The sequence below is a fragment of the Streptomyces sp. NPDC052236 genome, assembly GCF_044548015.1.
Taxonomy (GTDB): Bacteria; Actinomycetota; Actinomycetes; order Streptomycetales; family Streptomycetaceae; genus Streptomyces.
Window position 1 is genome coordinate 1 of the sequence record NZ_JBIUBL010000047.1, and the last position, 24,009, is coordinate 24,009.

Below are 24,009 nucleotides of genomic sequence, written 5' to 3' on the forward strand. Positions count from 1 at the left end.
ACCCGCCGCGCTCCCTAGCTCCCCCCCCCCCAGCCCCTCCTGCCTCCCTTAGCGCCGGGGGCCCCACTTTATACCCCCCCCCCCCCCGGGGGGGGCCCCCCCCCCCGGGGGGGGGCCCCCCCCCCGCGGCTCAGATCTTGCTAAGCGGTCAGGCCGACTTCCGGCTGTCCCGCGGATGCACAGCGATGTTCATGGCGCCGGAACGAAGGACCGCCAGCCTCTCGGCCAGCACTTCCTCCAGTTCCTCGCGGGTGCGCCGCTCCATGAGCATGTCCCAGTGCGTTCGCGCCGGCTTGCCCTTCTTCTCTTCGGGGCCATCCCCGTCGACCAGGAGTGCCGTGGCGCCGCACGCCTTGCACTCCCACTCAGCCGGAATCTCCGCCTCTACCGAGAACGGCATCTCAAATCGATGCCCGTTCGGGCATCCGTACTCCACCGCCTGGCGCGGGGCCAAGTCGATGCCGCGGTCCGTCTCGTAGCTGGTAACCACAAGTCGCGTGCCGCGGAGAGCTCGCTCACTCATGAATCGTGCCTCCCGGGCTTGTCGCCCACAGGACAGGTGTCGCTGTCGTCGTCATCCGGTCAACGTCCGGTCGGCGGTAAAGATTCCCGTTCCGGATGGTGCGTCGCCCGTCGTGTAGCTGCTTCCCAAGGTTGGGAGTACCCACCAGCGTCCGTTTTTTCACAATCTGCTAGAAGTGTCACCCAGCGTTTAGGCTTCTTCAGTACGCAGTAACGGTCCGCCTGGCAGGCCAAAGGCGTACACTACCGGCCTTTCACTTCCACGTCTAAATACGCTCAGGTACCGGGTTCCCCGCCGCGGCCACGGCACGCCTCACCGGCACCCGTGCCAGCAGTACGAAACCCAGCGCGAAGAAGATCACCAGAGAGATGATCGCGTCCCGGTAACTGCCGGTCAGCTGGTACGCGAGACCGAACACCAGCGGACCCAGCCAGCTCAGTCCGCGGTCGCTCATCTCATAGGCCGAGAAATACTCGGCCTCCTTGCCGCGTGGAACCAAATGTGAGAACAGCGACCGCGACAGCGCCTGACTGCCGCCGAGCACCAGCCCGATCGCCGCCGCCAGGGCGAAGAACCACAGCGGCGCCCCGGCCGGCAGGAAGTATGCGGCGGTGAGGATCGCCGTCCATACGGCGAGCGAGGCGAGGATCGTGCGCTTGGCCCCGTACGTCCTGGCCAGCCGTCCCATCCCCAGAGCGCCCGCCACCGCGAGCACCTGCACCAGCAGAATCGCCGTGATCAACGTCGTCTGGTCGAGGCCCAGCTCCTCCGAGCCGTAGATGGAAGCCTGCGAGATCACCGTCTGGACGCCGTCGTTGTAGAGCAGATACGCCAGCAGGAACGCCAGTGTCAGCGGATAGCGGCGCATGTCCCGCAATGTCGCCATCAACTGCCGCCATCCCGAACCGACCGTGCCCGGTCCGTTCGGCGCCACCCGGCGGTCCCGCAGGCGCCGCAGCGGCACCAGCGTGAAGGCGCCCCACCACAGCCCCGCCGACGCCAGACAGATCCGTACCGCCGCCGACTCCGACAGGCCGAACGCATCGTGCCCCGAATACACCACCAGGTTCAGGACCAGCACCAGCGCGCCCGAGGTGTAGCCGAAGGCCCAGCCGCGCGAGGACACCGCGTCACGCTCGTCCGGCTCCGCGATCTGCGGCAGATAGGCGTTGTACAGCACCATCGACACCGACAGCGAGGCGTTCGCGACGATCAGCAGGAACGCGCCGAGCAGATACCGGTCACCGTCCAGGAAGAACATCGCCGTCGTCGCCGTCGCGCCGACATACGCCGCGACCGCGAGCAGCGGCTTCTTCCGGCCCGTACGGTCCGCCGCCGCGCCCGCCAGCGGCATCAGCACCACCGCGACCACCATCGACAGGGACACCGAGTACGCGAAGACGGAGCCCGCCCGCACCGGCACGCCCAGCGGATGCACAAAACCGTCCGCGTCGGCAGCGGCCTTGGCCACCGACGTCAGATACGGGCCGAGGAACACCGCCAGCACGCTCGTCGAATAGACCGAGCACGCGAAGTCGTAGAAATACCAGCCGTGTTGCTCGCGCCGACGCTCACTCGCCCCGGTTGCCGTCCGTTCCGCGGTGTCGGCCGTCACCCCCATGCCACCATGCCCCCACGCCCCCCTCGCTCGGTCCGGACACGCGAGGTCAGACCCAGACTCCCCGGTCGGTCAACACCGTGCGCAACGTCTCCAGATGATCGGTCATGATGCCATCCACCCCGAGGTCCAGGAGTGCCGCCATCCGATCCGCCTCGTTCACCGTCCAGACGTGGACCTGCAGGCCACGGGCGTGCGCCTCCCGTACGAAGCGGCGGTCCACCACCCTGATGCCGCCCTGCGTCTCCGGCACCTGAGCGCACACCGCGCCCGCCCGCAGCGCCGCCGGTATCCCGTACGAGCGCAGCCGCAGCCCCACCACCCCACGCACCCCGTACGAACTGGCCAGCCGCGAACCCCCAAGACGCATCGCCCGCGCCACCCGGCCCTCGGAGAACGAACCGACGCACACCCGGTCCCAGGCGCCCGCCTTCCGGATCAGCGCGATCAGCGGAGCCAGCGCGCCTTCCGCCTTGATGTCCACATTCCACCGCGCCTCGGGGAACTCCTCCAGCAGCTCCTCGAACAGCGCCAGCGGCTCCCTGCCGCCCGCCCGCGCCTGCCGCACCACACTCCACGGCAGCGCCGCGATCCGGCCGCGCGCATCGGTGACCCGGTCGAGCGTCGCGTCATGGAAGGCGACCAGCTTCCCGTCCGCGGTGGTGTGCACATCCGTCTCGAAGTAGCGGTAGCCGCTGTCGGCGGCCCGCCGGAAAGCGGCCGCGGTGTTCTCGATCCCGTCCGCCGCGCCGCCACGGTGGGCGAAGGCGAGCGTGGCGGGATGGTCCAGATAGGAGTGGGGTAGGCGAGTCACTCGCGAAGTATCACGGGCTCCGGTGTCGCGCCGGCGACCACAGAGCTGCCGCCACCCCCCTCAGGGATGGCGAAGACGCGCAGGAACAACTGCGCCAGCGGACCGATCGCCAGGGCGTACGCGACCGTCCCCACCCCGACCGAGCCGCCGAGCGCGAATCCGGTCGCCACCACGGCCACCTCGATCCCCGTCCGGACCAGCCGGACCGACCGGCCCGTCAGCCGGTGCAGCCCTGTCATCAGACCGTCCCGCGGACCCGGGCCGAACCGCGCCGAGATATACAGACCTGTCGCCATGCCATTGAGCACAATGCCCCCGACGAGCACCGGAATCTGAGCGCCCAGCCCCTGCGCGGCAGGCACCACGGCGAGAGTCCCGTCCATCGCGATACCGACCACGAACACATTCGACACCGTGCCCAGACCCGGCCGCTGCCTCATCGGTATCCACAGCAGCAGCACCACCGCGCCGATGATGATCGACACGACGCCCATCGTCAGCCCGGTGCGCTCCGCGAGACCCTGATGCAGCACACCCCACGGCTCAAGACCGAGCCCGCCGCGCACCAGGAGCGCCGCACTCACTCCGAACAGCGCAAGACCGACGTACAACCACAGCAATCTACGGGTGAGCCGCGCGGGCAGTACCGACACGATGGATCCCCTCTGGCATTAGTGGACTGGCGCGTGACACTCTGTGGCCATGGAACAGGTGCCAACCATGGCCAATTCGAGGAAGGTGGACTGACTTCCATGACCCAGTGGACTTCTGCGGTGGGCGCGGCTCAGCTGGCCAGACAGCTCACCGCCCAGCATCCCCGGCCCGGCGGGCCGTCCGCCCGTAAGCCCCCCGCCTACCGCGCCCTCGCCGACGGTATCCGGATGCTCGTCCTCGAAGGCCGTGTTCCCGTCGCCGCCCGCCTGCCCGCCGAACGGGAACTCGCGCTCTCCCTCTCCGTCAGCCGCACCACCGTCGCCGCCGCCTACGAAACGCTGCGCGGCGAAGGCTTCCTGGAGTCCCGCAGGGGAGCGGGCAGCTGGACCGCCGTGCCCGCGGGCAACCCGCTGCCCGCCCGCGGCCTGGAACCGCTGCCTCCGGAGTCGCTCGGCTCGGTGATAGATCTCGGCTGCGCCTCGCTGCCCGCGCCCGAGCCGTGGCTCACCCGAAGTGTCCAGGGAGCGCTGGAGGCGCTGCCCCCGTACGCCCACACCCACGGCGACTACCCGGCCGGGCTGCCCGTCCTGCGCCAGACGCTCGCCGACCGCTATACCGCGCTCGGCATCCCGACCATGCCCGAGCAGATCATGGTCACCACCGGCGCGATGGGCGCCATCGACGCCATCTGCCATCTCTTCGCCGGGCGCGGCGAGCGGATCGCCGTCGAATCGCCCTCCTACGCCAACATCCTTCAGCTGATGCGCGAGGCCGGAGCCCGGCTTGTACCGGTCGCCATGGCCGAAGGGCTGACAGGCTGGGACCTGCCCCGCTGGCGGCAGGCACTCCGCGACGCCGCGCCCCGGCTCGCCTATGTGGTGGCCGACTTCCACAACCCCACCGGCGCGCTCGCCGACGAGGACCAGCGCCGCCGCCTGGTCGACGCGGCACGCTCGGCGGGCACGGTCCTCGTCGTCGACGAGACCATGTCCGAACTGCACCTGGACGACGGCATCGACATGCCGCGGCGCGTCTGCGCCTTCGACCCGGCGGGCTCCACCGTTCTTACTGTCGGCTCGGCGAGCAAGGCATTCTGGGCGGGCATGCGCATCGGCTGGGTACGCGCGGCGCCCGACGTGATCCGCTCACTGGTCGCGGCACGCGCGTACGCCGACATGGGCACCCCCGTGCTGGAGCAGCTCGCCGTCAACTGGCTGATGCAGAGCGGGGGCTGGGAGGAGGCCGTCGCCATCCGGCGCGTCCAGGCGCGCGAGAACCGCGACGCGCTGGTCGCGGCGGTGCGCCGGGAGCTGCCGGACTGGGAGTTCGACGTGCCGAACGGCGGGCTGACGCTGTGGGTGCGTACGGGAGGGCTGTCCGGCTCCCGGATCGCCGAGGCCGGCGAACGGGTGGGGGTGCGGGTGCCCTCGGGGCCGCGCTTCGGAGTCGACGGGGCCTTCGAGGGGTATGTGCGGCTGCCCTTCACGGTGGGCGGGCCGGTCGCGGAGGAGGCGGCGACGCGGCTCGCGGCGGCCGCACAGCTGGTGGAGACGGGCGTGAGTACGGGGACGGAGATGCCCCGGACATTCGTGGCCTGACGCAGTCGTAGCCCTGAGGGTCCTGACGGTCCCTGACGCGACACCGTCCGAAGCGCGTCAGCCCTCGGCCGTAGCAGCAGCCGGGGCGGCGGCCGGAGCAGGAGCAGCGGCAGCCGGAGCGGTAGCCGGAGCGAACGCCTCGTCCCGCTCCTGCCGCTCCGGCAGCAGATCCAGCACCGCCCGCCGGTGCGCCTCGCTCGTCGCGTCGTCGTACGGGTCGGGCGTCGCGGGCACCTGCAGCCTGAGGACCGGCCCCGTACCCAGCCGCGCGTATCCCCGGCCGGGCGGTACGTCGAGGGTCGGCGTGGTGTGCGGCTGGGTCCCCAGTACGGACGTGACCTGCTCCAACGTGGTCGGACCCAGCACCACGCGGGCGCGCGTGTGCGTCCGTACGGCCTCGGTGAGCGTGTCCAGGCTGTCGAACTGCTCGGCCACGACCACCGTCACCTGGGCCGCGCGCCCGTGGCGCAGCGGCACCTGGAGCAGCTGCTGCGGATCGGCGTGCCCGTCCGCCGCCGCCAGGTGCCCGAAGATGCTCGGCCGGTCCAGCAGGATCCACAGCGGCCGCTTGGTGTCCTCGGGCGCGGGGTGCCCGGCCTGGCGGGCGCGGTTCGCGGCGATCAGCCGCCGCTCGGTCTCATGCGCCGCCCACTCCAGCGTCGCGTGCGCCCCGGCCAGCCCGCATTCGATGGCCAGGACGCCGGTGCGCCCGCTCAGGCAGGCGTACTCCCCGGTGGAGCTGCCCTCGATGATCAGCACGTCTCCGTGGAACAGTGCCTGGAGGGCGATCGAACGCAGCAGGGTCGTGGTCCCGCTGCCGGGCTCGCCGGCCACCAGCAGATGGGGTTCCGTCGACCGCGGACCCGTACGCCAGACGACCGGGTGCGCGTCCCTGGTCTCCTCGCCCTCCAGTACGGGCACGGTGCGCCGCACCGCCCCGGCGTCGGTGAAGCCCAGCACGGTCTCGCCGGGGACGGTGACGAAACGCTGGGCGGCGATGGAGGTGGGCAGGGCAGGGAGCACGCTCAGCACGAGCTGATTGCCCTCCTCGTCCCAGCTGAAGTGGTACTCCCGCCCGCGCCCGGACTTGGCGTGCAGAAGCTGCTCGATCCGGGCCCGGGACTCGGCCTCGCCGTCGGTGAAGTACGCGGGGTACTTCACACGCAGCCGGGTCAGCCGCCCGTCGCCGTCGAATTCGTACGCGCTGAAGGCCCTGCTCCACTCCCCGCCGTGGGCGAACAGCGGATCCGGGTCCTCGGGGACCGAGAAGTACGGCACGAGGGCCTCGTACAGCGCCTGGAGCCGCCCGGTCTCCCTGCGGTCCGGACCGGTCTTCGCCGGGGTGCGCACCCGCCCCTTCCAGGCGGCCGCGGCCATCACCGAGATCAGGGCGATCAGCGGCCCGTACGGGATGAGCGCGACCACCAGCACGCAGCCCGCGGCCAGGAACAGCGTGGAGCCGCGCCGCTCCCTGGGGGTGTCGGCCCAGGCGCGCCCGGCCGTCGCGGCCAGCCGCCGCAGACCACGGGTGATCGTGATCAGCGGATGGAGGACGTCGGTGGCGCTGTCGGCGGCCGTGCGCGCGAGCTCGCGGCTCCGGGCGAGCTGCGAGGAGCTGCCGCTCAGAATGCGGGGGAGTGGTCGCCGGGCCACATCGGTCTCCTGAAGTCGCTGATGGGGCTGATGGGGCTGATGGGGGAGACGGGTCAGAATTTGATCCCGCCGAGGAGGCTGGCGAGGCTGGCACTGCCCGCCTTGATGCTCGGCGCGACCGCTGTGCCCGCGACGAAGAAGCCGAAGAGCGAGGTGACAAGCGCGTGGGACGCCTTGAGCCCGTCCTTCTTGCAGAAGAGGAAGACGACGATCCCGAGGAGCACGACGCCGGAGACAGACAGAATCATGAGGGTTCTCCTGGTTGAGGGGGCAGTCACCATGAGTTCTTCCAGGCTCACAGAAAGTATCTATGCGATAAAAGGCCTAAATGGGTGAAATTCTGCCAATTTCACCCCACTGGCGGACGGTCGGTCACTCTTCGGCGGGCACACTTCGCGTTCGCACGGCACAGTGCCTCCCGTACGAGACTTTTCGCCGCCGCCTCCCGGCCTCCCGGCCAGTACCCTGTCGATTCACTCGTACGGCTGCTTCTGCCGTGCGTACCAGGTCAACGCAGTGAAAGGCGGTCCGTCCGATGAGCGAAGCCCCTGATCCCGAGGTGATCGAGCTCGCGACCAAGGTCTTCGATCTCGCGCGCCAGGGAGAGGCCGAGGCCCTCGCCGCCTACATCGACGCAGGTGTCCCCGCCAACCTCACCAATGACCGCGGCGACACGCTCGTGATGCTCGCCGCCTACCACGGGCACGCGCAGGCCGTCGAGGCGCTCATCGCCCGCGGCGCGGAGCCCGACCGCGCCAACGACCGCGGCCAGACGCCGCTCGCCGGAGCCGTTTTCAAGGGCGAGGACGCGGTCATCCGCGTACTGCTGGCCGGCGGCGCCGACCCGGAGGCAGGCACGCCGTCCGCGGTGGATACCGCACGGATGTTCGGGAAGAAGGAGCTCCTGGAATTGTTCGGAAGTCGTTGAGCCGTCGTTCAGCCGCCGGTCGGCCGCAGTTGAGAGGCCGTTGACGAACCACGGGGTCAGACGCCGTAAATGTGGTCGCGGTGGCGAAATGCGTGGGTCATCATGACGGCGGGCCCTGTCCCGGACTTCACCGGGAATCCCCTGGGGCCACAGACGAGAGGCAGAGGAACATGGTCTACACCAAGCCGATGACGACGGACGCTCCTTCATGTTGCTGCGCGGGCTAGGCACACCCACTCCCCGGTCGCGTCGACAGCTTGATGTGAGGCTTTCCCCATGTTCGATCCAGTCATAGCGCCGAGCGGCACGCTGCTCGGCCTGCTTCAGAGGGGCCGCGGTGACGGCACGCTGCACGCACTCGCCGCGCCGCGCGCGGAAGCGCTTGCCGCCCTCAACCACTGCGTACTGAATGACCCCCGCCACGACTGGCAGGCCGAGAACCGCTCCCTGTACTACGCGCGCCTCTACCTGGACCTGCACGGCAGTCTCGAGGAGCTCGAACGGCACCTCTTCGACGCCGACGACCACCTCGACACCGACGAGGCCAGGACCGGCCTCACGCTCGCGGTGCTCGGCCACCTCGCCTCCTACGGCAGGGGTGACGCCCTCGCCCTGCTGCGCCGGTACGCCGAGCGCGGAGCCAACTGGGCGTGGGCCCTGGACGAGCTCGCCCTGCGCGACAACGACAGGGGCCTGCGCGCGCTGGCCACCTCGGTCCTCGCCCGTTTTCCGGCCACCCCGGAGGGCGACGCCGAACTGGCCGCCACCGTGCGGGACGCCTTCGAACCGCGGCCCTGGCGCCTGTGGGCCGAGGACGACCGCCCCGCCGTCGGCGCCCGGGTGCGGGCAGCGCGGGAAGCGGGTTCCTTCGACCGGTGGCAGCGGCAAATGCGACCCACCGGGCCCCGGCCCGGGTGGAGCGTCCAGGCCGTGTTCGACTGGGCCGAGCAGGGACTGGAGCGCGGCAGCGACCTTCATGTGCCCGCCGCCCGCTGTCTGTCCGCGGTGGCAGGCCCCGACGACCGGCCCGCCATCATCCACACCGCGCAGCACGGTCCTGACGGCGCCCGCAGCGCGGCCCTGCACTACCTCGCCGAGTCACGCGACCCCGTTGTCCTCGACCTGATCGAGACCGCGACGCTCAGCGGCTCCGTCACCGTCGCCGAAGCCGCCGTCTCCGCCTTCGAGCGGATGTGCGGCGACGAGGCCGTCGACCGGGCGCGCCGCTGGGTGCACAGGCCCGACGCGCTCGGGGCGTCCGCAGCGGGCGTGCTCGCCTGCCGGGGCGGCACCAAGGACGCCCAGCTGGTGCTGGGCGCACTGCGCCGGACCGTACGGGCGGACGGGCCCGACGCGCCGCCACTGTGGACGCTTGTCGACGGGGCGGGACGGCTCGGCATCGGCTGCGCCGCGCCCGTACTGCGCCATGTGTACCGGGAGACCGCGTCCTCGCAGCTGCGTGGGCGCGCCGCCCGCGCGCTGGCCGCCACGGACTCGTCCTTCGCCACCGGACTCGCCGTCGAATGTCTGTGGGACTGCGAGGAGACCACGCGAGAGGTCGCCGCGCTGCACGCCGAGACCGGTGATGTACGGGTCGCGGACCGGTTGCGCAGGCTGGCCGCGGACCCGGCCGAGGAGGCCGAGGTGCAGACCGCCGTACGCAGCAGAATCGGCCCCGACATACCAGCCGTATGACTACTCGTATGCCTGCCGGACGCGGCAGCCGTGTGACCGCCACCGTGTCAGCGGACGCTCCGCTTGCCAGAATGGGGGAATGAGCGGGCGCTGGGAGTTCTGGATCGACCGTGGCGGCACCTTCACCGACATCGTCGGCAAACGCCCCGACGGGCGGCTCGTCACCCGCAAGCTCCTCTCCCACAACCCGGAGCGCTACCGGGACGCGGCCGTGGCCGGGATCCGGCTGCTCCTGGCCATCGGCCCCGACGAGCCCGTCCCGCCCGACCGGATCGCCTGCGTGAAGATGGGCACGACCGTCGCCACCAACGCGCTGCTGGAGCGGCGCGGCGAGCCGACCGTACTCGTCATCACCGAGGGCTTCCGGGACGCCCTGCGCATCGCCTACCAGAACCGGCCCCGGCTCTTCGACCGCCGGATCGTCCTCCCGGAGGCGGTGTACGGGCACGTCATCGAGGTCCCCGAGCGTGTCGACGCGCACGGCGAGATCGTCCGCGCGCTCGACCTGGCGGACGTCACCGAGCAGCTGAAGGCCGCCCGGAGCGAGGGATTCCAGAGCGCGGCGGTCGTGCTGATGCACGGCTACCGCCACCCCGACCACGAGAAGCGGATCGCCGAACTGGCCCGTACGCTCGGCTTCACCCAGGTCAGCTGCTCGCACGAGGTCAGTCCGCTGATCAAGCTGGTGCCGCGCGGCGACACGACCGTCGTGGACGCCTACCTCTCGCCGATCCTGCGGCGGTACGTCGACGAGATCGCGGGTGAGCTGGGCGGCGTCCGCCTGATGTTCATGCAGTCCAACGGCGGCCTGCGGGAGGCCACGCACTTCCGTGGCAAGGACGCCGTGCTCTCCGGCCCGGCGGGCGGTGTCGTCGGCATGGCCCGCACCTCCGAACAGGCCGGATTCGGGCGCGTCATCGGCTTCGACATGGGCGGCACGTCCACCGATGTGTCGCACTACGCGGGCGAGTTCGAGCGCGAGCTGTCCACCCAGGTCGCGGGCGTACGGATGCGCGCGCCCATGATGAACATCCACACCGTCGCCGCGGGCGGCGGCTCCATCCTGCACTTCGACGGCCGGCGCTACCGCGTCGGACCCGACTCCGCGGGCGCCGTGCCCGGCCCGGCCTGCTACCGCCGCGGCGGCCCGCTGACCGTCACCGACGCCAATGTGATGCTCGGCCGCATCCAGCCCGACCACTTCCCCGCGGTCTTCGGACCGGACGGCGACCAGCCGCTGGACGCCGGCGTGGTGCGCGAGCGGTTCGCCGAACTGGCCGGGCGCGTCCGCGCGGAGACCGGCACAAAAACCGGCACGAAAACCGGCCCCATCGGCCCCATCGGCCCCGAACAGGTCGCGGCCGGTTTCCTGGAGATCGCCGTCCTCAATATGGCGAACGCCGTCAAGAAGATCTCCGTGCAGCGCGGACACGACGTCACCCGCTACGCCCTCACCTCCTTCGGAGGAGCGGGCGGCCAGCACGCCTGCGCGGTCGCCGACGCGCTGGGCGTCAACACCGTGCTCGTGCCGCCGCTGGCCGGGGTCCTCTCCGCGTACGGCATCGGGCTCGCCGACGCGACCGCCATGCGCGAACAGTCCGTGGAGGCGGAGCTCGACGAGGACGCCCTCACACGCGTACGCACCCTCTGCGACGAACTCGCCGCACGCACCCGCGCCGAGCTGCGCGCCGACGACATCCCGGACGAGGCGATCAGCACGCACGCGCGCGTGCTGCTCCGTTACGCGGGAACGGACGCGAGCCTGCCGGTGGCCCTGGACACCGTCCCCGCCATGAAGGAGGCGTTCGAGAGGGTCCACCGCGCCCGGTACGCGTTCACCATGGACAAGCCGCTCGTCGCGGAGGCGGTGTCCGTCGAGGCGGTGGGGACGGCCTCGGAGCCCGGCGAGCATGTCGTCGAAGACACGGCGGGTTTCCCGGGCGAGAGGGACTTCGCGCCGCGTGCCACGGTGCGCATGTTCGTGGCGGGCGAGAGGCGGAAGACCCCGCTGTACTACCGCGGTGACCTGCGGTCCGGCGACACCGTGGCAGGGCCCGCGATCATCGCCGAGGCCGACGCCACCACCGTCGTGGACCCCGGCTGGCAGGCCGCCGCGGGCGACGGCGGGCAGCTGCTGCTGACGCGGGTACGGCCCCGCCCCGGCCGGGTCGCCGTCGGCACGGATGTCGACCCGGTGCTCCTGGAGGTCTTCAACAACCTCTTCATGGCCATCGCCGAGCAGATGGGCGTACGCCTGGAGAACACCGCGCACTCCGTCAACATCAAGGAGCGGCTCGACTTCTCCTGCGCGCTCTTCGACGCGGACGGCAATCTGATCGCGAACGCGCCCCATATCCCCGTACATCTCGGTTCGATGGGCGAGTCGATCAAGGAGGTGCTCCGCCGCAACGAGGGCACGCTGCGGCCGGGTGATGTGTACGCGATCAACGACCCGTACCACGGCGGCACCCACCTGCCCGATGTGACGGTCGTGACGCCCGTGTTCGACAGCAGCCCCGAAGGGGATGCGCTGCGGTTCCTGGTCGCCTCGCGCGGCCACCACGCCGAGATCGGCGGCATCACCCCCGGCTCCATGCCCGCCTTCAGCCGCACCGTGGACGAGGAGGGCGTGCTCTTCGACAACTGGCTCCTCGTACGCGACGGGCGGCTGCGCGAGGCCGAGACGCGGGAGCTGCTCACCACCGCCCGCCATCCCTCCCGCGCGCCCGACGTCAACCTCGCCGACCTGCGCGCCCAGATCGCCGCCAACGAGAAGGGCATCGCGGAACTGCGCCGCATGGTCGATCAGTTCGGGCTCGACGTCGTCCAGGCCTATATGCGGCACGTACGGGACAACGCCGAGGAGTCCGTACGCCGAATCCTCGCCACCCTGTGCGACGGCGCGTACCGGTACGAGACCGACGGCGGCGCGATCATCCAGGTGGCCCTGCGGGTGGACCGAGAACGGCGCGAAGCGGTCCTCGACTTCACCGGCACCTCACCCCAGCAGCCGGGGAACTTCAACGCCCCCACATCGGTGGTGATGGCGGCGGTGCTGTACGTCTTCCGGACGCTGGTCACCGAGGACATCCCGCTCAACAGCGGCTGCCTGGAGCCGCTGGACGTGCGGGTGCCGGAGGGGTCGATGCTCGCGCCCACCTACCCCGCGGCGACCGTGGCGGGCAATGTGGAGACCTCGCAGGCGGTCACGGGCGCGCTGTACGCCGCGCTCGGCGTCCAGGCGGAGGGGTCGGGCACGATGAACAACGTCACCTTCGGCAATGACCGCGTGCAGTACTACGAGACGGTCGCGAGCGGCTCCGGCGCGGGGGACGGCTTCGACGGAGCCGATGCCGTACAGACCCATATGACCAACTCCCGCCTCACCGATCCCGAAGTCCTGGAGTGGCGCTGTCCGGTGCGCTTGGACGCCTTCGCCGTACGGGAGCACAGCGGCGGCCGGGGCCGCTGGCGGGGCGGCCACGGGGCCGTCCGCAGAATCCGCTTTCTGGAACCGATGACGGTGGCGCTGCTCACCGGGCACCGGCGCGTGGCTCCGTACGGCATGGCGGGCGGCGAGGCGGGCGCGCTCGGCGAGAACCTGGTGGAGCGGGCGGACGGCAGCGTGACGCGACTGAGCGGCGTCGACGCGGCGGAGGTGGGCCCCGGGGACGTACTGGTCATCCGGACGCCCGGGGGTGGGGGCTACGGCACCCCGCCGCTGTGAGCCCCTGTGATCCGCATCGCCGACCGAGCCGACCGAACCGACCGAACCGGGACGAACCGCACGGGCGTGCCCGGGACCGCCTGTGCCGCCGCCGCGAGATCCCGCTCGTCGGCGACCGCCACCACCGGATAGCCGCCGGTGGTGGGGTGGTCGGCGAGGAAGACCACCGGGCGCCCGTCCGGCGGCACCTGCACCGCGCCCAGCACCAAGCCCTCGCTGGGCAGCTCACCGCTCACCGCGCGCTCCAGGGACGGCCCTTCGGTACGCAGCCCGATGCGGTTGCTCGCGGAGGCGACGCGGTACGCGCCGGAGGCGAGCGTGGCGAGCGCCGCACCGGTGAACCAGTCGTCGCGCGGCCCGAGCCGCACCCGCAGCACCAGATCCGTCGGGGGCGCGGGCCAGGGCACGCCGCCGTCGACCCGCGCGGGCGGCCCGGCAGGTCTGCCCAGCGGCAGCACAGCGCCGTCCGTGAGCGGGGCGGGGCCGAGCCCGGAGAGCAGATCGGTGGAGCGGCTGCCCAGCACCGGCTCCACCGCGATCCCGCCGGCGAACCCCACGTAGGCGCGGACCCCGCGCACCGCGGGCCCCACCTCCAGGAGCGACCCCGCACCGATCCGTACGGGCGAGCCCCACGGCGCGGGCCGCCCGTCGACCGTGACCCGGCACGGAGCGCCGCCCACCGCCACGGTCACCGCGCAACGGGGCCGTACCGCACAGCCGTTGAGCGTGGTCTCCAGGACGGCCGCGCTGTCGCGGTTGCCGACGAGCTGGTTGACGAGGCGTCCGGCGTACGCGTCGAGCGCGCCGGACCGCCCCACCCCGAGATGGGCGTACCCGGACCGCCCGAGGTCCTGCACGGTGGTCAGCGCCCCGGCCCGTACGACCGCGAACGCCCGGTCGGTCATCCGCGGCCCTCGACGCGCTGCGGCAGGAACCGCACCCGCGTCCCCGGCGAGAGCAGCGCGGCGGGCTCCTGCGCCGGGTCCCACAGCACGGTGTCCGTCGTCCCGATCAGCTGCCAGCCGCCGGGGGAGGACCGCGGATATACCCCCGTGTACGGGCCGGCCAGGGCGAGCGAACCGGCCGGTACGGCGGTGCGCGGCGTCGCCCTGCGCTCCACCGCGTACCGCTGCGGGAGGCCGGTCAGATAGCCGAAGCCGGGCGCGAAACCGCAGAAGGCGACCCGGAACTCGGCCGCCGAGTGGATCCGTGCGACCTCGTCCTCCGTCACCCGCCACAGCGTGGCGACGGCCGCCAGATCGGGCCCGTCGTAGCGAACCGGTATCTCGATCGCGTCCCGCACGCGCGCGTGGAGGGGCGGAATCTCCCAGCCGGCCAGCTCCCGCGCGAAGCGGGCGGGCTCGTCCAGGCCGTCCAGGAGCACCGTACGGGCGGCGGGCACGATCTCCCGGACGGCGGGGAGGGTGCCGGCTCCGCGGCGGCGCAGCAGTTCGGCATGGAGCGCCCCGGCCTCCTCCTCGCCGGACAATTCGACCAGGAGGGCCCGGTCGCCGACCGGAAGCATTCTCATACGAAGGCCTCCACGCGGACGCCCACGCTCTCCAGCCGCCGCCGCACCCGGCGGGCGAGCGACACGGCCCCTGGGGTGTCGCCGTGCAGACAGAGCGAGCGGGCGCGCACTCCGACCGACTGTCCGCACTGCGAGGTGATCACCCCGAAGCGGGCCACGCCGACGGACCGTTCGACCACCACGGCCGGATCGCTGAGCACCGCGCCGTCCTCGCCGCGCGGCACGAGCGTTCCCTTCGCGGTGTACGCACGGTCCGCGAACGCCTCGGTGACGGCGGGGAGCCCCGCCTTCTCCGCCATGGTGTGCAGCATCGAGCCGGGCAGCCCCAGCAGCGGCAGCCGCTCGCCCGAGAGCAGGACGCCCTCCACGACGGCAGCCGCCTGCTCCTCGTCGTACACCACGCGGTTGTAGAGAGCGCCGTGCGGTTTGACGTACGAGACACGGGACCCGGCAGCCCGGGCGAAGATCTCCAGCGCGCCGATCTGGTAGGCGATCTCGGCGGCCAGTTCGTCCGGCGGCACATCCATGGAGCGCCGTCCGAAGCCGGCCAGATCGCGGTACGAGACCTGGGCGCCGATCCGCACCGAGCGCTCGGCGGCGAGTTGGCAGACCCGGCGCATGGTGGGCGCGTCGCCGGCGTGGAAGCCGCAGGCGACATTGGCGCTGGTGACGACGGAGAGCAGCTGTTCGTCGTCGGTCAGCCGCCAGCGGCCGAAGCCTTCGCCGAGGTCGGCGTTGAGATCGATGGACGCCATGGTCATGGTGTTTTCTCCGCCTCCGTCGTCATGCGCGGTCTCGGATCGTTTCACGGGCCGACGCTGTTTCGGCCGTTGTCAGTGCGAGGACCTAATCTGTGCAGCGTGACTTCGCCAGCCCCGACCACTTCGAGGGACTCTGTTCCGCCCCAGCTCAGCGCGGGGCCGCGGCCCGCACAGGGCCCGGCCGCCGACGAAGGGCTCGCGCGGCGGCTGCGCGCGCTCGCATGCACCGCGCCGCTGCACGACCTCGACGTGCGCAAGGCGAACCTCGCGGGTGAGTACTCGGTGTACGCGATGGCGGAGGTCGCCCTCGCGGCCATCGACCTGGTCACCCTGAACATGGACTTCGACACCGGCGCCGACCACGACCAGATAGTGGCCAGACTCCTGCCGCGCGTAGCGGCCCAGGCCCCGCGCCGACCGGCCTCCGAGCACGAGCGGGTCGCCCGCTGGGTGCTGGAGAACCTGATCAACGTGGGCAGCGTGGACCGCGGATTCCGCGCCGTGTACGGCACCTTCGGTGCCGACGGCGTCTACACCCGCCGTGACTACGACTTCAAGCTCATCGAGGAAGTCCCGGGCTACGGCGGGACTGTCTATCTCCGTACGACCGACGAAGCGGTCAACGTCCTGGTCGGCGCGCTCGACACGGACGTCACCAGCGCGCAGATCGCGGCCGAGGTGAAGCTGGAGGTCCTGATCAACCGGGGCCGCCTCGCCGACGCCCAGCTCGCCGCGGAGCAGGCCAGATACCGCACCGTGCAGTACGCCGAGACGCTGCGCAGAACCCTGGAGGCGACCCGGCGCGATGTGCGGGCCGTCGACTGGCTCCATGCCGTCCCCGACCTGATCGCCGAGGCACTCGACCATGTCGCCGATCGCTACCGCCATGAGAACGCCATCCTCACCAACATCCGCAAGGCACGCGACGAGGCGGAAACCGGCCTCGACCCGAAGACGAGCGAACACAAGCGGCGCGCCGCCGAACTGGTCGACATCGTCAAGGACTGCATCCGCCGCCACACCCAGCTCCAGTCCCGCCTCCTTGAGGCGGGCCCGCTGTTCCGCGCCGAACAGGACCGGCAGGCCTTCGCCCGCCCCAGCGCCCGGGCCGGACTCGACCTGTACGGACAACTGGTCGCGCCACTGCTGCCGCTGCCCCTGGCGTCGGCGATCCGTGTCACGGACGCGTTCTTCGCCCGGGGCACAGGGTTGCGGACCCCCTCGTCCGTACGGCTCGGGGACCTGGTCGACATGCTGCTCACCCCACCGGTGGAGCGGGACCACCTGGGCGCGGAAATGCCCGAACCCGATCTGATCGCGACCCCTGACGACAGCCGGTTCAGCGAGGAGCAGCTGGCGAACGCGATGACCCTGCTCGACCTGGAACCCGATGCGCCACGCCGCCTCTCGGGCCTCCTCGCCGAGGCCCGCCGCCACGATCCCGAACTGCCGTACCTGGTGGCCCTCCTGGCCATCCACGCGGCGAGCCCCCCGGTCGGCACGGCATACCGCCAGGGCGAGGAACGCCTGCTGTTCGCCGTCGACGACGGCACGGACCTGGACGACCCGGAATTCGGCGGCGCGGACCTGATCGTGGGCATGGCCCGCCTCAATTCAAGCCCGTCCGGCAATTCCAGCCCGTCCGGCGTTTGAGGACCGGGGGTCTGGGGGCGGAGCCCCCAGTTACGGGAAGGGGCGGGGTGGGGAACAGGCCCGCCGCAGGCGCACCCGCACCACCGCACCCCGCACCGCACAGCGCCCGCACCCACCCCACACACCCCCAAGGAGCCCCGCAGTGAGCGACCACCACGCCACCCCCACCGCGTGGAGCGACCACGAGCCCGACGCCGCCGCCCACACACCCGCCCCACCCACCACCCCCCGCCCCGCCCTCACACCCCCCGACGCCGCCGACGCCGCCCGTCTCGTCTCCTTCGGGCTCCAGCCCAAGCTGCTCCCCGCCCGCGACGCCGAATACGCCGAACTGCTCCGTCGCTACCGCGAAGACGCCCCCTTCGCGCGGCTCGCCGACGCCGTAGCGACCGGCCTCGGCCTCATCGTCCTCGAGGTCTCGCCGCGCGCGGGCATGGCCGTCGCGGCGGGCGAGGACTCGGTCTTCGCCGTCCGCATGGGCGACTACGCCCGCCGCGCCTCCGCCGAATCCGCGGACCGCTTCCTGCACGGCCTGGCCCATCTGGCCGTCGCCGCCATGGCATTCCCCCGCCCCGAGGACCTCGCCGACGACGGCTACATCGGCCGTATCACCGTCAACGGCGTCGACGCCTTCGTACGCCAGGCCTGCCGCCGCCTCGAAGAGCGCGCCGAGGAGCAGGGCGAGAACACCGACCCCGCCACCGAGGCCCCCGGCCTGGAGGCGGCCTGGCGGATCTACGCCCGGCGCAGCGCGACCGGCGCCACCAAGGACGCGCGCCGCCTCGCCGGATCCACCACCGGCATCGTCGGCAAGGCCGTCGCCTTCCTCACCGACTCCGGCTTCCTCCAGCGGACCGGCGACGACGCCGGAGGCGCGTACCGCACCACCGCCCGCTACCAGCTGCAGGTGCGCGACATGGCGGGCAGCGCGGCCATGACCGAGCTGCTCGAACTGGGCGTCGTGCCGGTCAGCGACGGCACCGCCACGCTCGTACCGCCGCCCGACGCGGACGACGACCTGGCACGGCCCGCCGACGCGGGCCTCCCTTTCCACTCCTGATCCTGTTCCACTCCCCTGATCCTCCTGATCCCGTACCGCCCCCTACGAGAGTCCGCCGCCATGTACGAGTTGTCCCGGGTCCGTCTCTACTCCATCGGACCGGCCGGTGCGCGCTACGCCGACACCGTGCTCGACCTGCGCGGAGTCGGCGAGCCCGTGCCCCACCCCGCCCCGACCCAGGCGGAGTTCTTCGAACAGGAGCCGGTCGGCCCGCCGCGCCGCCCCGCCCCCGCCGGCGTGCTCTTCCTGGAGAACGGCGGCGGCAAGTCCGTACTGCTGAAGCTGATCTTCTCGGTGATGCTGCCCGGCCACCGCAATACCCTCGGCGGCGCCAGCTCCGGCGTACTGCGCAAGTTCCTGCTCGCCGACGACTGCGGGCATGTCGCCCTGGAGTGGCAGCACACCCTCACCGGCGAGCTGGTGGTGGTCGGCAAGGTCAGCGAGTGGCGGGGCCGTCAGGTCTCGGGCGACCCGCGGAAGTTCGCGGAGGCCTGGTACTCCTTCCGGCCGGGGCCCGGTCTCAGCCTCGACTCGCTTCCGGTGGCCGAGGCCACCGCCGTCCGCCCGCCCGTCGAGGGCGTCTCGGGCGCGCGGGGCCGCCGCCGCACCATGAAGGGCTTCCGAGACGCCCTCACCGAGGCGGGCAAGGTGTATCCGCACCTCGACGTGTACTGGGAGGAGACCCACGACCGCTGGAACGAACACCTCGGCGACGTGGGCCTCGACCCCGAGCTGTTCCGCTACCAGCGCGAGATGAACGCCGACGAGGGCGAGGCCGCCGGCCTCTTCGCCGTCAAGAAGGACTCCGACTTCACCGACCTGCTGCTGCGCGCCGTCACCGACACCCGCGATACGGACGGCCTCGCCGACCTCGTCAGCAGCTTCGGCAACAAACTGGGCCGCCGCGCGGAGCTCACCGCGGAGCGCGACTTCACCGCGGGCTCCGCGGAGCTGCTCGGCCGGATCGTGACGGCCGCCGAAGCCCGCTCCCGGGCGCGCGAGATCCACACGGGCGCCGAGCGCCGCACTCGTACGCTCGCCCGCCGGCTCACCGCGCGCGCGGGGGACGAACGCGGGCGTACGGGCGAGCTCGCCCAGCGGGTGACCTCCGCCGCCCACACCGTGTCCGAGGCGGAGGGGGCGCGCAGCCGCAGTTCCCTCATCGCGGCGGAACTGGCCTACCGGCACGCCTCGCTGGCGCTGACCGTCGCGGAGAAGACCGCCGCGGCGCAGCGCCGCGAGATCAATGACGCGCGTACGCTGCACGCGGCCTGGCAGGCCGCCGAGGCCGTACTGCGCCACCGCGCGGCCGCCGACCGCTCCGCGCGCGTGGCCGCCGCGATCCGCGAGGCCGAGCGGGACGCGGCCCCGGCGCTCGCCGCGCGCGCGAAGGCCGCCGCCGACCTCGTCCGCGCGCTGCACTCCGCGGCGGAGGACGGCGAACGCCTGGCCAACGAGGAGGAGGAGCGCTCCGCGACGCTCCAGGAGGCGGGCGAGGCCGCTCACCGGGACGCGACGGTCGCCGCTACGGAAGCACAGCGCGCCCGCAGCGAGATCGGGCACCTGCGCCAGCGCCTGAGCGAGGTCGAAGGGGAGACGGCCGAGGCGGTACGGGCGGGCTGGCTCGACGACACCGCACCCGACGCCGACCCGGCGCGGGCCGCGCTCGCGGCGAGCGACGCGGAGAAGACGGCGGTCGCTGCCTGGGACGCCGCCCGCGAGGCCGGGCGTACGACGGCGGACCGGGCGAAGGAAGCGGTCGCGGCGGAGGCGCGCGCGGAACTGGCGGCGGCCCGCGCGGTGGACGCGGCGCGAGCGGCGGAGAGCGCGTACGAGGCGGAGTACCGCGCGGCGCACTCGATCGCGGGGGAGGAGCGCCTGGCGGAACTGCTGAGCCTGCCGCAGCAGACCTCCACTGACCCCGCGGGCTCCGGCCGCAGCCGGGTCGGTGGTGTCGGTGATACGGACTCAAGGGGCGCGGCCCCCGACGGCCGCGAGGGCTCGGCGCCGGCATCCGACGGTCCCCACCACGGGCCCGAGCGCGCCCTCACCGCCGAGGAGCTCGACCGGTACGCCGACGAGCTCCGCGAGCTGCTCGACCGGTCCGTCGGCTCCGCCGAGCGGCAGCTGTTCGATCTGCAGACCGCCGCCGCCGACGACGCCCGTATCCTCGGCGCGCTCGGCGACGGCGGGCTGCTGCCCCCAGGGCCCGATGTCCTCGCCACCGTCGAGTACCTGGGCGAGCACGGCATTCCCGCCCTCCCCGGCTGGCGCTACCTCGCGCAGGCCGTCGACCCGGCCGACCACGCGGCCGTGCTGGCCGCCCGGCCCGAGCTGGTCGACGGTGTGGTGATCACCGACCCGGCGTCGCACGCCCGCGCTCGACAGGTCCTCGCCGGCGCCGCGCTGCTGCCGCGCTCCGCCGTGGCCGTCGGCACCGCCGCCGCGCTGCTCGCCCCCGTACCGGCCCCCGGCACAGGCAGCGCGGGCGACGACGACACGGGCGTCTTTCTCGTACCGCCGAACCCCGCCATGCACGACGAGCACGCCGCCGACGAGGAGCGCCAGGCGCTCCGGGCCCGGGCCGCCGCGCGGGACGAGGAGATCCGAGCCCTCGCGGCCAGGCTCACCGCGGACCGTTCGATCGCGGCCAGGCTCGGCTCCTGGCGGGCCGACTGCCCGGCGGGCGTGCTCGCCGAGCTCGCGCAGGCCGCGCAGAGCGCCCGCGAGGCGGCCGAGGAGACTCAGGCGACGCTCGCCGAGGCCCGTACGGTACGCGTCGAGGCTGACGAGGCCGCGGCAGACGCCGCCCGGGTCCGCGAAGAGCGCCAGGACGCGGCCCAGCGCGCCCGCCGTGGCGCCGACGCCCTCGCGGGCCTCGCCTACCGGCTGCGCGAACGCGCGGGCTGGCAGCTGAAACTGCGTGAACTGGCGGACGAAGCCGCCGAGTCCGAGGCCAGGGCCGCTGCCTGCCTGGAGCGGGCGAAGGCCGCCGACGAGGACCGCCGTGCCGCCCAGCGCGCCGCTGACGACGCCCACCGCACCGCGCGTGCGCTCCGCGCCGAGCGCGCCGAGATCGCCGGCGCCCCCGAAAACCTGCCGGAGGCCGACCCGGACCGGGCGGCGCCCCGCACCGTGTTGCCCACCCTGCGCGAGGCCTACCGCGCCGCCTCCCAGCTGTACGAGAAGGTCGGCGTCGGCGCCGACCTGCGTGCCGAGCAGGCCCGCGCCGAGAGCGACGAGAGCGCCGCCCTGACCGAACTCGACCGGCTCACCAACAAGGTCCGCACCCGCGCCGCCCAGCTCCTGGAGAGCACCGAGGGCGCGGACGGCCCTTCCCGCCAGGCCTCCGCCGCCCGCGCCGAGTCGCTCGTCCAGACGCTGGAGTCGCGTGCCTCGGAGGCCAGCGAGAAGCTGGGCCGATTGCGCGGCGAAGCAGAGCGCCTGGCCCCCGCCGACGGAGCGGCGCACACCGACCTCCCCGAGGAGCTGGTCCCCGCCGACGCCGAGCAGGCCCAGGCCCTGCTGCGTACCGCCACCGCCGAGCTGGCATCCCGCACCGACGCGCTGGAGACCGCCCGCGCCGCCCACACCGGCCTGCTCCAGGCCCACCGCGCCGCCGAGGACGCGGCGGGCGGCTTCGACGAGACGGCCGCGCTCCTGCGCGACCTGCTCCGCGACCACAGCCAGGACGACGAGACGGCACAGTCCCCCGACCCCTACCCCGGCAGCCTGGAGGAGGCCAGGCACTCCGCCGCCGAGGCCCGGCGCTCACTGCGCGGCTGCTCCACCGACCTCTCCACCGCCGAAGCGGCCGTACGAGAAGCGAGCGACATCCTCGTACGGCACGCCAACTCCACCCGGTACGAACAGGTCCGTACGCCCGCACGCCAGCAGATCCGCGAGCTGCCCGCAGCCGCACTGCCCGAGCACGCCGCGCGCTGGGCGGAGGCCTTCGCGCCCCGGCTGCGCGTACTGACCGACGAGCTGGAGCAGCTGGAGCGCAACCGCGACACCATCGTGGACCGGCTGCGCGGACTGGTGGAGTCCGCGCTGACGACGCTGCGTTCCGCGCAGCGGCTCTCCCGGCTGCCCGAAGGGCTCGGCGAATGGTCCGGACAGGAGTTCCTGCGGATCCGCTTCGAAGAGCCGGACCAGGCGACCCTCGCCGAACGGCTCGGCGAGGTCATCGACGAGGCGACCCGCGCCGCCGTGAAGAAGAACTCCACGGCTACCTATGGGGAGGGCCGCCGGGACGGCCTGTCCCTGCTGCTGCGCGGAGTTCAGGCCGCGCTGCAGCCCAGGGGCATCGCGGTGGAGATCCTCAAGCCCGATGCCGTACTGCGTGCTGAGCGGGTCCCGGTCGGGCAGATGGGCGACGTCTTCTCCGGCGGCCAGCTGCTCACCGCCGCCATCGCCCTGTACTGCACGATGGCCGCACTGCGCAGCAACGACCGCGGCAGGGACAAGCACCGCCACTCCGGCACGCTCTTCCTCGACAACCCGATCGGCCGGGCGAACGCGACGTATCTGCTGGAGCTCCAGCGCGCCGTCTCCGATGCGCTGGGCGTCCAGCTGCTCTATACGACAGGGCTCTTCGACACGACCGCCCTCGCCGAATTCCCGCTGGTCATCCGGTTGCGCAACGACGCCGATCTGCGTGCGGGACTCAAGTACATCAGCGTGGAGGAGCATTTGCGCCCCGGACTGCCGCAGCAGGACCCGGCGGCCGAGACCGTGCACGGCGAGATCACCGCGACCCGGATGTTCAAGCGGACCCCGGTCCCGGCGGAAACCGCCACCGACCAGCGTGCCTGAACAGCGTCACTGAACCAGCGTCAGCGACCGGAGCCGCTGACCAGAGCCTCCGCCCCGCACCACCGACCAGCGTCGCTGACCAGAGCCTCCGCCCCGCACCACCGACCAGCGTCGCTGACCAGAGCCTCCGCCCCGCGCCGCCCAGTAATACAGCTACAGCCTCGGGGCGTGGGGCGGGGTCTCAGGCCTCGGAGAGCTGCCCCGAGCCCCGCCGCCGTATCTGCTCGGCGCGGCGCACGGCCGTCCGCGCCGTGCGCCGCGCCCGGCGGCGCTCACGCCGCAACTGCCGCGCGCTGCTGCTCGGCAGGGACACCACGCCATTGCGCTGCTTCCACACCTGGCGGGTCACCCAGACGTCCAGCGCCGCCCACGTCGCCACCACCGTGCTGGCCACGCTGCTGAGCACCATTGGAAACGCCAGCCAGGACCCGGTGAGCGTGCTGAGGAAGGCGACCATCGCCTGAATCATGGTCAGCGCGACGATGATCACCGCGCGGACCGCTGCCGTACGGACCGGATCGGCCAGCCGCCACCTGACCGCGGGCTCCTCCACCCAGAGCCCCTGCCGCGGCACCCCCGCCTGATCCGAAGCGTGACTCGCGGCACGACTCGACTGACTTGCATGCTGACCTGCAAGTTGACCGGCATAACTCAACTGACATACATAGTTCGACGCCCGCGCCGCACTGCGACGCTCGTCCGTGTCCATGGCCCCTGTCACTCCCACCTGTGTCCGTCTTCAGGGTGACTGCCCGGATTCCACTCCTCGTAACTGCCCCCGTACAGAAAGACGTTTGACCACCTCGGATGATTCCCGCGCGGCAGAGAATTCCAGCCATCTGTGCCGGTCCGAAAGATGACGTGTAGAGCGGTGTGGGCCGCGATCACGGGGAAGGCAACTCCCCGAATACCAGGACAACTCATGATCAAGACGGCCGCTCGCGGCCGAAAAACATCCGGACGTGCCTTCGAGTTG

General features: G+C 72.3%; 17 protein-coding genes. 7 read left to right on the forward strand and 10 right to left on the reverse strand.

The annotated features are described in order from the left end of the window. Positions 1 to 148 precede the first annotated feature (148 nt). From ACIHCQ_RS42015 to ACIHCQ_RS42030, 4 genes are all read right to left on the reverse strand, one after another. Positions 149 to 523, reverse strand: a complete 375-nt coding sequence (locus ACIHCQ_RS42015; protein WP_399674279.1) for an RNA polymerase-binding protein RbpA — start codon at positions 521 to 523, stop codon at positions 149 to 151. Between the two features lie 265 nt (positions 524 to 788). After that, on the reverse strand, positions 789 to 2,144 hold the full coding sequence (locus ACIHCQ_RS42020) for an MFS transporter (protein ID WP_399674280.1): 1,356 nt from the start codon (positions 2,142 to 2,144) through the stop codon (positions 789 to 791). Positions 2,145 to 2,190: 46 nt separating this feature from the next. Continuing rightward, entirely contained in the window at positions 2,191 to 2,955 is a 765-nt protein-coding gene (locus ACIHCQ_RS42025) for a glycerophosphodiester phosphodiesterase family protein (RefSeq protein ID WP_399674281.1), read from the reverse strand. Then, positions 2,952 to 3,599 (reverse strand): YitT family protein, encoded by a 648-nt coding sequence (locus ACIHCQ_RS42030; RefSeq protein WP_399674317.1) that lies wholly within the window; start codon positions 3,597 to 3,599, stop codon positions 2,952 to 2,954. Before ACIHCQ_RS42030 ends, ACIHCQ_RS42025 begins: the two co-directional genes overlap by 4 nt. A 108-nt stretch (positions 3,600 to 3,707) precedes the next feature. Here ACIHCQ_RS42030 and ACIHCQ_RS42035 point away from each other — a divergent pair, with 108 nt between their 5' ends. After that, positions 3,708 to 5,207 carry a PLP-dependent aminotransferase family protein gene (locus tag ACIHCQ_RS42035; RefSeq protein ID WP_399674282.1) on the forward strand — a complete coding sequence of 500 codons (1,500 nt, stop codon included), beginning with the start codon at positions 3,708 to 3,710 and terminating at the stop codon, positions 5,205 to 5,207. Positions 5,208 to 5,264: 57 nt separating this feature from the next. On the opposite strand, the gene ACIHCQ_RS42040 is transcribed toward ACIHCQ_RS42035, so the two are convergent. Together ACIHCQ_RS42040 and ACIHCQ_RS42045 are read right to left on the reverse strand one after the other, a co-directional pair. Beyond that, positions 5,265 to 6,860 (reverse strand): hypothetical protein, encoded by a 1,596-nt coding sequence (locus ACIHCQ_RS42040; RefSeq protein WP_399674283.1) that lies wholly within the window; start codon positions 6,858 to 6,860, stop codon positions 5,265 to 5,267. Between the two features lie 53 nt (positions 6,861 to 6,913). Then, a complete protein-coding gene (locus tag ACIHCQ_RS42045) occupies positions 6,914 to 7,108 on the reverse strand; it encodes a hypothetical protein (RefSeq protein WP_399674284.1) in 195 nt (64 codons plus the stop codon). 287 nt (positions 7,109 to 7,395) lie between these two features. On the opposite strand from ACIHCQ_RS42045, the gene ACIHCQ_RS42050 reads away from it, so the two are divergent. The 3 genes from ACIHCQ_RS42050 to ACIHCQ_RS42060 all read left to right on the forward strand — a co-directional run bounded on the left by ACIHCQ_RS42050 (position 7,396) and on the right by ACIHCQ_RS42060 (position 13,210). Further along, positions 7,396 to 7,788: an ankyrin repeat domain-containing protein gene (locus ACIHCQ_RS42050; protein ID WP_399674285.1), complete on the forward strand. Its 393-nt coding sequence runs from the start codon at positions 7,396 to 7,398 to the stop codon at positions 7,786 to 7,788. 276 nt (positions 7,789 to 8,064) lie between these two features. Beyond that, positions 8,065 to 9,483, forward strand: a complete 1,419-nt coding sequence (locus ACIHCQ_RS42055) for a HEAT repeat domain-containing protein (protein ID WP_399674286.1) — start codon at positions 8,065 to 8,067, stop codon at positions 9,481 to 9,483. Positions 9,484 to 9,562: 79 nt separating this feature from the next. Further along, positions 9,563 to 13,210, forward strand: a complete 3,648-nt coding sequence (locus ACIHCQ_RS42060; RefSeq protein WP_399674287.1) for a hydantoinase B/oxoprolinase family protein — start codon at positions 9,563 to 9,565, stop codon at positions 13,208 to 13,210. Here ACIHCQ_RS42060 and ACIHCQ_RS42065 read toward each other — a convergent pair. From ACIHCQ_RS42065 to ACIHCQ_RS42075, 3 genes are read right to left on the reverse strand one after another with little or no spacing between them, the layout of a single operon-like run. Beyond that, the gene (locus tag ACIHCQ_RS42065; protein ID WP_399674289.1) at positions 13,189 to 14,115 is read right to left on the reverse strand and encodes a biotin-dependent carboxyltransferase family protein; all 927 of its coding nucleotides are present in this window, start codon (positions 14,113 to 14,115) and stop codon (positions 13,189 to 13,191) included. The two genes, ACIHCQ_RS42060 and ACIHCQ_RS42065, sit on opposite strands and share 22 nt — an antisense overlap. Beyond that, on the reverse strand, positions 14,112 to 14,741 hold the full coding sequence (locus ACIHCQ_RS42070) for an allophanate hydrolase subunit 1 (RefSeq protein WP_399674290.1): 630 nt from the start codon (positions 14,739 to 14,741) through the stop codon (positions 14,112 to 14,114). The genes ACIHCQ_RS42065 and ACIHCQ_RS42070 overlap by 4 nt, the downstream gene beginning before the upstream one ends. Further along, positions 14,738 to 15,502: a LamB/YcsF family protein gene (locus ACIHCQ_RS42075; protein WP_399674318.1), complete on the reverse strand. Its 765-nt coding sequence runs from the start codon at positions 15,500 to 15,502 to the stop codon at positions 14,738 to 14,740. The genes ACIHCQ_RS42070 and ACIHCQ_RS42075 overlap by 4 nt, the downstream gene beginning before the upstream one ends. A gap of 99 nt (positions 15,503 to 15,601) precedes the next feature. Between ACIHCQ_RS42075 and ACIHCQ_RS42080 the strand changes: the two genes are divergently transcribed. From ACIHCQ_RS42080 to ACIHCQ_RS42090, 3 genes are all read left to right on the forward strand, one after another. Next, the gene (locus tag ACIHCQ_RS42080) at positions 15,602 to 17,155 is read left to right on the forward strand and encodes a hypothetical protein (RefSeq protein WP_399674292.1); all 1,554 of its coding nucleotides are present in this window, start codon (positions 15,602 to 15,604) and stop codon (positions 17,153 to 17,155) included. 142 nt (positions 17,156 to 17,297) lie between these two features. Beyond that, positions 17,298 to 18,215 (forward strand): hypothetical protein, encoded by a 918-nt coding sequence (locus ACIHCQ_RS42085; protein WP_399674293.1) that lies wholly within the window; start codon positions 17,298 to 17,300, stop codon positions 18,213 to 18,215. Between the two features lie 60 nt (positions 18,216 to 18,275). Continuing rightward, the gene (locus ACIHCQ_RS42090; protein WP_399674295.1) at positions 18,276 to 23,033 is read left to right on the forward strand and encodes a hypothetical protein; all 4,758 of its coding nucleotides are present in this window, start codon (positions 18,276 to 18,278) and stop codon (positions 23,031 to 23,033) included. A 181-nt stretch (positions 23,034 to 23,214) separates the two neighbouring features. Here the strand turns inward: ACIHCQ_RS42090 and ACIHCQ_RS42095 are convergent, their stop codons facing one another. Beyond that, complete coding sequence (locus ACIHCQ_RS42095) at positions 23,215 to 23,742, reverse strand: hypothetical protein (protein WP_399674296.1); 528 nt, start codon at positions 23,740 to 23,742, stop codon at positions 23,215 to 23,217. Positions 23,743 to 24,009: the final 267 nt, after the last annotated feature.